Annotated in this window: 8 protein-coding genes; 4 read left to right on the top strand and 4 right to left on the bottom strand. The window is 72.9% G+C overall.

What is annotated here, in order from left to right:
• A partial coding sequence (locus tag FPZ41_RS41810; RefSeq protein ID WP_194236403.1) for an RICIN domain-containing protein occupies positions 1-459 on the top strand: 459 nt, incomplete at its 5' end.
• Between the two features lie 15 nt (positions 460-474).
• Here FPZ41_RS41810 and hutI read toward each other — a convergent pair.
• The 4 genes from hutI to hutU all read right to left on the bottom strand — a co-directional run bounded on the left by hutI (position 475) and on the right by hutU (position 5982).
• Entirely contained in the window at positions 475-1689 is a 1215-nt protein-coding gene (hutI, locus tag FPZ41_RS41805; RefSeq protein ID WP_228023362.1) for an imidazolonepropionase, read from the bottom strand.
• A gap of 80 nt (positions 1690-1769) precedes the next feature.
• On the bottom strand, positions 1770-3107 hold the full coding sequence (locus FPZ41_RS41800; RefSeq protein ID WP_322621410.1) for a formimidoylglutamate deiminase: 1338 nt from the start codon (positions 3105-3107) through the stop codon (positions 1770-1772).
• Positions 3104-4321 carry an allantoate amidohydrolase gene (locus FPZ41_RS41795; protein ID WP_322621409.1) on the bottom strand — a complete coding sequence of 406 codons (1218 nt, stop codon included), beginning with the start codon at positions 4319-4321 and terminating at the stop codon, positions 3104-3106. Before FPZ41_RS41795 ends, FPZ41_RS41800 begins: the two co-directional genes overlap by 4 nt.
• Positions 4318-5982 carry a urocanate hydratase gene (gene hutU, locus FPZ41_RS41790; RefSeq protein ID WP_322621408.1) on the bottom strand — a complete coding sequence of 555 codons (1665 nt, stop codon included), beginning with the start codon at positions 5980-5982 and terminating at the stop codon, positions 4318-4320. The genes FPZ41_RS41795 and hutU overlap by 4 nt, the downstream gene beginning before the upstream one ends.
• 253 nt (positions 5983-6235) lie before the next feature.
• Here hutU and FPZ41_RS41785 point away from each other — a divergent pair, with 253 nt between their 5' ends.
• From FPZ41_RS41785 to FPZ41_RS41775, 3 genes are all read left to right on the top strand, one after another.
• Complete coding sequence (locus FPZ41_RS41785) at positions 6236-7630, top strand: type III PLP-dependent enzyme domain-containing protein (protein ID WP_152869517.1); 1395 nt, start codon at positions 6236-6238, stop codon at positions 7628-7630.
• A 356-nt stretch (positions 7631-7986) separates the two neighbouring features.
• Positions 7987-8385 (top strand): hypothetical protein, encoded by a 399-nt coding sequence (locus FPZ41_RS41780; RefSeq protein WP_322621407.1) that lies wholly within the window; start codon positions 7987-7989, stop codon positions 8383-8385.
• A gap of 89 nt (positions 8386-8474) precedes the next feature.
• The coding region (locus tag FPZ41_RS41775; RefSeq protein ID WP_322621411.1) for a hypothetical protein at positions 8475-9236 on the top strand (762 nt) is incomplete at its 3' end.

The raw sequence follows: 9236 nt of genomic DNA, 5'->3' as shown, positions 1-9236 counted from the left end.
ACCCCCACGAAGCCGAAGCCGCCCCCGGCGCGGGACGAGCCCGGCCCGCCGAACGGCACGTACGCACAGGTCGTGAACGTCTCCAGCGGTCTGTGCCTGGACATCCGCGGCGGCGAACCGGAGCTGGGCACCGACGTCGTCACCGCACCCTGCTCCTCCTCCCGCACCCAGTTCTGGCGTGTCGACACCGACCGTGAGGTCCTCCAGTCCTACGGCGACCCCGACTACTGCCTCGACAGCCGCGGTTCCGCCTTCCGGGGCGTCGGCGTCTGGGAGTGCGCGTCGGTCGACGGCCGCAACGGCCGCAACCTCCGCTTCACGGTCGACGCCGACGGCACGATCGTCCCGGCCGTCGCACCCGGCCACGCGGTCAGCCCGTACGACTCCGGCACGCTGTTCCTGCTTCCGGACCAGGGGCGCGCGGACCAGCGGTGGCAGGCGGGTGCGCAGGCCGGGTGACCGGCGGCCGAATGTCTATGTGACGGGCACCCCGCGCCGCCACACCTGTGAGACGAGCGGTACGCCCGGGCGGTAGGCCAGGTGGACATGGCTCGGGGCGTCGAGGAGAGCGAGGTCGGCGTACGCGCCGGGGGTGAGGCGGCCGATGTCCGTGCGGCGCAGGGCCGCCGCCCCGCCCGCCGTGGCCGACCACACCGCCTCGTCGGGGGTCATCCTCATGTCCCGTACGGCGAGGGCGATGCAGAAGGGCACGGACGAGGTGAAGGACGAACCCGGGTTGCAGTCCGTCGACAGGGCGACCGTGACACCCGCGTCGAGGAGGCGGCGGGCGTCGGGCCACTCGGCACGGGTGGAGAACTCGGCGCCCGGCAGGAGCGTGGCGACGGTCGAACTGTTCGCCAGGGCCTCGATGTCGTCGTCGGTCAGGTGGGTGCAGTGGTCCGCGCTGGCCGCGTCGAGCTCGACCGCCAACTGCACACCGGGACCGTACGAGAGCTGGTTGGCGTGGACGCGTGGGTGCAGGCCCTTGGCCTTGCCGGCGGTGAGGATGGCGCGCGCCTGGTCGCCGTCGAAGGCGCCCTGTTCGCAGAAGACGTCGATCCAGCGGGCGTACGGGGCGCAGGCGTCGAGCATCTCGCCGGTGACCAGGGCCACGTACGCGGCCGGGTCGTCGGCGTGGTCGGGCGGCACGATGTGGGCACCGAGGTAGGTGACCTCGTCGGTGTGGCGGGCGGCGATGCGCAGGGCGCGGGCCTCGTCGGCGACGGTGAGGCCGTAGCCGGACTTGGTCTCGAAGGTGGTGGTGCCCTGGCGGAGGGCCTCGGTGAGGTAGTGGGTGAGGTTGGCCTCCAGTTGGGCGTCCGTGGCCGCCCGGGTGGCCGCGACGGTCGTACGGATGCCGCCGGCCGTGTAGCTCCGGCCCGACATGCGGGCGTTGAACTCCTGGGTGCGGTCGCCCGCGAAGACGAGGTGCGAGTGGGAGTCCACGAAGCCGGGGATCACCGCGCGGCCCTCGGCGTCGACCCGGTTGTCAGTGGCGGGTGCTTTGCTTGATTCACCGGTCCACGCGACGCGGTCGCCTTCGATGACGACGGCCGCGTCCTGGATCAGTCCAAGGGGGGATCTGTCACCGAGGGAGGGGTCGTTGGTGACCAGGGCGGCGATGTTGGTGATGACGGTGCTGGCGGTGCTCGCCGAGTGGGCGGGGCTGGCGGTGCTCGGGCTGCTCATGGCGTCCTTGGTGGCCTGGTCTGCGGTGGGGTCGGGGGAGGGTGGCTCCGGTGTGCGGCCGGGGATTCGGGCCAAGGGCCCTAGCCGCGCAGGGCTTCGACGGCCGCTGCCAGCGCCGCCGGCACGTCCGGCACAAGAGTGTGCACCCCGTCGCGTACGACGTGCCGTCCGCCCACGACCGTATGACGCACATCCGCTGCCGACGCGGCGAATACGGCCGTCTCGGCAGCGAGTCGCGGCGACGGCCCGGCTGTCCTGACCGAGTCGAGCGCGACCGTCGTGAAGTCGGCGAGCGCGCCGGGCTCCAGGGTGCCCGCGTCGTCCCAGCCGAGGGCCGCGTGGCCGTCGGCCGAGGCCGCCCGCAGGAGGGCCGCCGCCGTCCAGTGACCGCGTGTGCGGGTGCGCAGCCGCTCGTTCAGCTCCATCGCGCGGGCCTCTTCCAGGAGGTCGATCACGGCGTGGCTGTCGGAGCCGAGGGAGAGCGGTGAGCCCGCCCGTTGCAGGGCGGCCGCGGGTCCGATGCCGTCGGCGAGGTCGCGCTCGGTGGTGGGACACATGCACGTACCCGTCGAGGTGGACCCGATCAGGGTGATGTCCTCGTCGGTGAGGTGGGTGTTGTGGACGCCGGTCGTGCGCGGCCCGAGGACACCGTGCTCGGCGAGGAGCTGGGTCGGTGTGCACCCGTGAGCCGCGAGGCAGGCGTCGTTCTCCGCCGTCTGCTCGGACAGGTGCACGTGCAGCGGGGCCCGCCGCTCCTCCGCCCACCGGGCCACGGTCGCCAACTGCCCCGCGGGCACAGCCCGTACGGAGTGGACGGCGGCACCGATCCGCAGGTGATCCCGTTCCTTGAGAAGTGAAGAGCGTTCCGCCCAGGCCTCCGCCGTGCCGTCGGAGAAGCGGAGCTGGTGCTGGTCGGGTGCCTGGCCGAAGCCGGAGGACAGGTACGCGGTGTCGAGGAGGGTGATGCGGATCCCGGCCTCGCCGGCGGCCGCGACGAGCGCCTCGCCCATGGCGTTCGGGTCCGCGTAAGCAGTGCCGCCGGGGGCGTGGTGGAGGTAGTGGAACTCGCCGACGACCGTGATGCCGGCGAGGGCCATCTCCGCGTAGGCGGCCTGCGCGAGGGCGTGGTAGGTCTCGGGGGTCAGCCGGTCCGCGACGCCGTACATGACCTCGCGCCAGGTCCAGAAGGTGCCGGACCCGACCTGGACGGTGCCGCGCAGGGCCCGGTGGAAGGCGTGGCTGTGGGCGTTGGCGAGCCCGGGAAGAGTGAGCCCGCGCAGCACCTCGGCGCCGGGCGGCGGGGCTCCGGTGTCCCGCCGCACGGCGGTGATGCGTCCGTCCGCGACATCGACGGCCACGCCCGCCGCGACGTGGGTGTCCAACCAGGCGTGCTCCAGCCAGTACGTGCTCCGCGTCACCTGCAGGCCAGCCCTTCCAGTACGTCGGCGAGTGCGGTCACCCCGGCCACGCAGTCGTCCTCGGCGGCGTGCTCGGCCGGGGAGTGCGAGACGCCTGTGGGGTTGCGCACGAACAGCATGGCGGTAGGGATGTTCCCGGACAGGATTCCCGCATCGTGTCCGGCACCGGTGCCGAGGACGGGCACGTTCAGGTCCGTGTCCTTGCCGAGGATGCGGGCCAGTTCGTCGCGCAGGGCGTGGTCGAACTCGACGACGGGCGTGAAGGACTCACGGACGACGTCGAGGTCGACGCCGTGGGCCTCGGCGTACTCGCGGGCGGCCTTCTCGATGCCGCCGACGACGGTGTCGAGGCTGTTCTGGTCGGCGGCGCGGGAGTCGAGCCAGCCGCGCACCAGCGAGGGGATGGCGTTGACACCGTTCGGCTCGACGACGATCTTGCCGAAGGTGGCGACGGCACCGGTGAGTTCGGCCTCGCGGCGGGCGGCGAGCACGGTCTCGGCGTACGACAGCATCGGGTCGCGCCGGTCGGCGAGCCGCGTGGTCCCCGCGTGGTTGGCCTCGCCCCGGAAGTCGAACCGCCACCGTCCGTGCGGCCAGATGGCGCCGGCGATGCCGACCCGGTCGCCGGACAGGTCGAGCGCGCGTCCCTGCTCGACGTGCAGTTCGACGAAGGCGCCGATGCGGGCGAGGCGTTCGGGGTCGGCGCCGATGGTGTCGGGGTCGTACCCGGCGGCTTCCATGGCGCGCGGCAGGGTGATCCCGTCGCCGTCGGTGAGCCGGTGCGCCTGCTCGACGGTGAGCTGCCCGGCGGTGAGCCGCGACCCGACGCAGGCGAGCCCGAACCGGGCGCCCTCCTCGTCGCCGAAGTTGACGACGGCAAGGGGCTTGGTGAACTGCGCGTTCCTGCTCCGCAGTTCGTCGAGGGCGGCGAAGGAGGACACGACCCCGAGGGGCCCGTCGAAGGCGCCGCCGTCGGGTACGGAGTCGAGGTGTGACCCGGTGACGACGGCGTCCCCGGCGGCGGGGTCCCCGAGCCACGCCCACTGGTTGCCGTTCCGGTCGACCTCGTAGGTGAGCCCGCGGGCCTCGGCCTGTTCCTTGAACCAGGCCCGGCACTCGGCGTCGGCACCGGTCCAGGCGTAGCGGCGGTAGCCGCCGGAGGCGGAGTCGCGGCCGATCGGCAGCAGCTCCGCCCACATGCTGTGGAAGGTCACGCGTCGTCACCCTCACGCATCGGCACCCGGACCCCGCGCTCGTCCGCCACCGACTCGGCGATGTCGTACCCGGCGTCCACGTGCCGGATGACGCCCATGCCCGGGTCGTTGGTCAGCACCCGCCGGATCTTCTCCCCGCCGAGCTTCGTGCCGTCGGCCACCGTCACCTGGCCGGCGTGGATGGACCGGCCCATACCGACGCCGCCTCCGTGGTGGATGGACACCCAGGACGCGCCGGACGCCACGTTGACCATGGCGTTGAGCAGCGGCCAGTCGGCGATCGCGTCGGAGCCGTCGAGCATCGCCTCGGTCTCGCGGTAGGGCGAGGCCACCGACCCGCAGTCGAGGTGATCCCGCCCGATGGCCAGCGGGGCGGCCAGTTCACCGCTCGCGACCATGTCGTTGAAGCGCTCGCCCGCGCGGTCCCGCTCCCCGTATCCCAGCCAGCAGATGCGCGCGGGAAGGCCCTGGAAGTGGACGCGTTCCCCCGCCATCTTGATCCAGCGGGCGAGGGACTCGTTCTCCGGGAAGAGGTCCAGGAGCGCCCGGTCGGTCTTCGCGATGTCCGACGCCTCACCGGACAGGGCCGCCCAGCGGAAGGGGCCCTTGCCCTCGCAGAACAGCGGACGGATGTAGGCGGGCACGAACCCAGGGAAGGCGAACGCCCGCTCGTATCCGGCGAGTTGGGCCTCCCCACGGATCGAGTTGCCGTAGTCGAAGACCTCGGCGCCGGCGTCCATGAAGCCGACCATGGCCTCGACGTGCTGGGCCATCGACTCGCGCGCGCGGGTGGTGAAGCCGGCGGGGTCCTTCGCCGCGTAGGAGGCCATGTCGTCGAAGTCGACGCCCAGCGGCAGGTAGGCCAGCGGGTCGTGCGCGGAGGTCTGGTCGGTGACGATGTCGATGGGCGCGCCCTCGGCGAGCATGCGCGGCAGCAGCTCCGCCGCGTTGCCGAGCAGTCCGATGGACAGCGGCCGGCGGGCGTCGCGGGCCTCGACGGCGAGTTGGAGGGCGTGCTCCAGGGAGTCGGCCTTCACGTCCAGGTAGCGGTGCTCGATGCGGCGCTCGATCGCGCGCGGGTCGCAGTCGATACAGAGGGCGACGCCGTCGTTCATCGTCACGGCGAGCGGCTGGGCACCACCCATGCCGCCGAGTCCGGCCGTCAGGGTGATCGTCCCGGCGAGCGACCCGCCGAACCGCTTGGCGGCCACGGCGGCGAAGGTCTCGTAGGTGCCCTGCAGGATGCCCTGGGTGCCGATGTAGATCCACGAACCGGCGGTCATCTGCCCGTACATGGTGAGACCGAGCTGTTCCAGCCGGCGGAACTCCTCCCAGTTGGCCCAGTCGCCCACCAGGTTGGAGTTGGCGATCAGGACGCGCGGCGCCCACTCGTGGGTCTGCATGACACCGACGGGACGGCCCGACTGCACGAGCATCGTCTCGTCCTGCTTCAGGGTCCGCAGCGTCCGCACCATCGCGTCGAAGGAGCGCCAGTCACGGGCGGCCTTCCCGGTGCCGCCGTAGACGACGAGCTTGTCGGGGTGCTCGGCGACCTCGGGGTCGAGGTTGTTCTGCAGCATGCGCAGCGCGGCTTCCTGCTGCCAGCCCAGGGCGCTTCGTTCCGTACCGCGCGGGGCTCGTACGGGTCGGGGTCCTGACACGGTCTGCCTCCTGGCGGTCTGGCGGGCTACGAGTGTTGCATCACTTATTCACATCCTGAAGCACTGAATAGACCTAGTCAATACCGCTTTACGCCAGCGGGGACGCGCTACGGGTGTTTGGGTGGACACACGGGACACATACCCCGGACAGGCACACCGGTCGGCCCGGGCGGCTCACCGGGCGGCCCGGCGGCGCACCGGTTCCGGGGCCCGAACACGCACGAACACGACAACGGGGGACACCATGGGGGACATGGAGCACGGATTCGCTGACGGCTCCGACGAGGGGCGCGCAGCACGACGGGACGGCGCCACCGACAGGGAGCGCGCCACACTGCGGGACGAGGCGATCCGTGCCGCCGTGGAGCGGGGACTGCTGGGGCCCGGCAGTCCCGTCGTCGGGCTCCTCGACGTCGCGGGCATCCGGGCCTCGGCGGCGGCGCTGCGGACGGCGTTCGACACCGTGACCGCACCGGGCACCCCGGTCCTGCACGCCTTCGCGGTGAAGGCCACGCCCCTCGTGCCCGTACTGCGCCTCCTGAACGAGGCGGGCATCGGCGCGGAGGTAGCCAGCCCCGGCGAGTTGGCACTCGCGCGGGCGGCGGGCATCACCCCGGCCCGGACAGTGCTCGACTCCCCGGCCAAGACCCAGGCCGAACTGCGCGAGGCGCTGGCCCTGGGCATCGCGGTCAACGCGGACAACCCCCAGGAACTCGACCGCATCGACGCCCTCGTCCAATCGGCACCCACGCGCTCCCCCATCGGCATCCGGGTCAACCCGCAGATAGGCGGCGGCACCATCGGCGCGACGTCCACCGCGACGTCCACGTCGAAGTTCGGGGTGGCCCTCCAGGACGAGGGCGCCCGGGAGTGGGTCGTCCGCGTCTGCACGGAGCGCCCCTGGCTGACCCGGCTGCATGCGCACACCGGCTCCCAGGGCGTCCCGCTCTCCCTGATGGCGCGGGGCGTGGAGGAGACGTACGCGCTCGCCGAGGAGATCAACGAACGCCTCGGGCGGCGCCAGATCGACACGATCGACATCGGCGGCGGGCTGCCGGTCAACTTCGCCTCGGACGACACGACCCCGACGTACGCGCAGTACGCCCGCCTGCTCTCCGAGGCCGTACCGGGGCTGTTCGACGGGCGGTACGGCCTGGTCACCGAGTTCGGGCGGTCACTGCTCGCCAAGCACGGCACGGTGGTGGCCCGCGTGGAGTACGCGAAGCGCGCGGGCGGCCGCCCCATCGCCATCACACACGCCGGGGTCCAGGTGGCGACCCGCACGGTCTACGCGCCGGCCTCGTGGCCCCTGCGCATCGCCGCATACGACCCGAAGGGGCGCCCCAAGGAGGGGCCCGCCGTCGTCCAGGACGTCGCCGGCCCGGCCTGTTTCTCCGGCGACCTCCTCGCCGAGGGCCAGGCCCTGCCCCTCCTGGACCAGGGTGACTACGCGGCCGCCCTGGACACCGGCGCGTACTACTTCGCCCACCACTACGCCTACAACTCCCTCCCGCGCCCCGCGATCCACGGCTTCGCCCCGGCCGAGCGGGGAGAGATCCGCTTCGCCCTCGTACGGGAGGCGCAGACCCCGGCCGAGATCGTCGCCGAGTCGGGCGGCGACCACCCGACAGCCCTCCTGGACCTGTAGGGGCCGCGCAGGCACGCGCAGGCACCACACCCAGGCCCCAGGCACCCCCAGTCCCAGGCACCCACGCCCCAGGCACCGGCGCGCGCGCCGCCGCGTGCTTCAACGCGTGCGCCGCGGGGTGCCGAGTTGACGCCCCGCACCGGCAGACAGGGATCCGCCGTCCCGGCTCATCACCGCAGCTCAGCGGGCATATCTCCGCACAGGCGTCAACAGCACCCGAATCAGGGAACAACCGACCCACGTTAGCCACTCGGGCGCATGTTCCACTGGAAAATGCCAGAACTCTCACGCCTGAGGCACACGTTGCGTAGCTTCGTGGTCACTGAGCCGTACCCGAGGCGGGAGGGGAAGCCACGGTGCCCGGAATCGACGAGTGTCTGGTGGAAGCCATGCGGCTGCCCGGTGCCCTGGGCGCCGCGGTGGTCGACTGGACCAGCGGCCTGGCGCTGGGCACGGTCGGCGAGGCACCCGGCGGCGACCACGAGACAACCGCGGCCGAAGCGGCGGAGCTGGCCCGAATCGCCGCCGAACACCGCGCGTTCGCACCGGAGGAGGGCTCCGGCTGGGACGGCGAGGACCCGCCCGTCGAAGACCTCATCGTCAGCAACCGCGACACGTACCACGTCCTGCGCTTCGTCCGGACGACGTTCGACAGCAGCGTCTTCCTCCACCTGTGGCTCTCCCGCGCCGACGGCAATCTCGCCCTCGCCCGCATCCGCCTGGGTGAGATGGCCGGACGGCTGGTGCTGGGATGACCCTGGTCAGCAGACCGCGCACACCGCGCACACCGCCACCCCAACTGCCCGTACGCCCCCGGCCGGTCGACGGTCCCGCCCTGTCGCCCATGCTCCACCGGCTCGCCGCCGAGCGCGCCACCGGCGTCCTGCTCCGCGAGCGCGGCGCGCTGTACCTCTGCGACGGCCAGGTCGTGCACGCCGAGAGCCCCGAGACCCCGGGCCTCGACGTGCTCCTCACCACCGGCGGTGTCCTGGACGCCGAGGGATGGCGGGACGCGGTCGCACAGGCGGGAGAGCGGGGGCGGGTCGGCCGGTACCTGGTCGACAGCGGCCAAGTCGCCGAGGGGGCGCTGGAGCTGTGCCACACGGGGGCGCTGTTCGACGCGGCGTTCTTCGTGCTCGGCCCGTCCAGCGCGCCTGCCCGCTTCCGGTACGGGGACGCGCACTGGCTCGGCACGGTGCGCCCCGTACCGGTGGCCGCGCTGGAGCGCGAAACCGTGCGCCGCCGCGAACTACTGCACCGCATCTGGCCCGACCCGGCGACGGACAGCGCACCCCTGATACGGGCCGACCGCCAGGCCCAGCCACCGGTCCCGGCCCGCCAGGAGGCCGTCCTCGGGCAGGTGGACGGGATGCGCACGGCCGCGGACATCTCCCGGGCCCTGGGCCGCCCGGCCTTCCACACCCTGGTCGACCTGCGCAGGCTCGCCGCCGCCGGCATCGTCACGACGGCGCCGCCCGCCGCCCGTCGGCACCACCCGGACCGGATGCCGCCGGACCACACGGACCGCATGGCCCCGGCGCCTCCGACGACGCCCCCGGCCGGCGCGCACGGCGAACACGGCGCACCACCGCCCCTCCCGAAGCCC

It is taken from the genome of Streptomyces acidicola, assembly GCF_009377235.1.
Classification (GTDB): domain Bacteria; phylum Actinomycetota; class Actinomycetes; order Streptomycetales; family Streptomycetaceae; genus Streptomyces; species Streptomyces acidicola.
The sequence above is the reverse complement of the archived record's forward strand: the minus strand, read 5'-3'. Positions and strand labels throughout refer to the sequence as shown.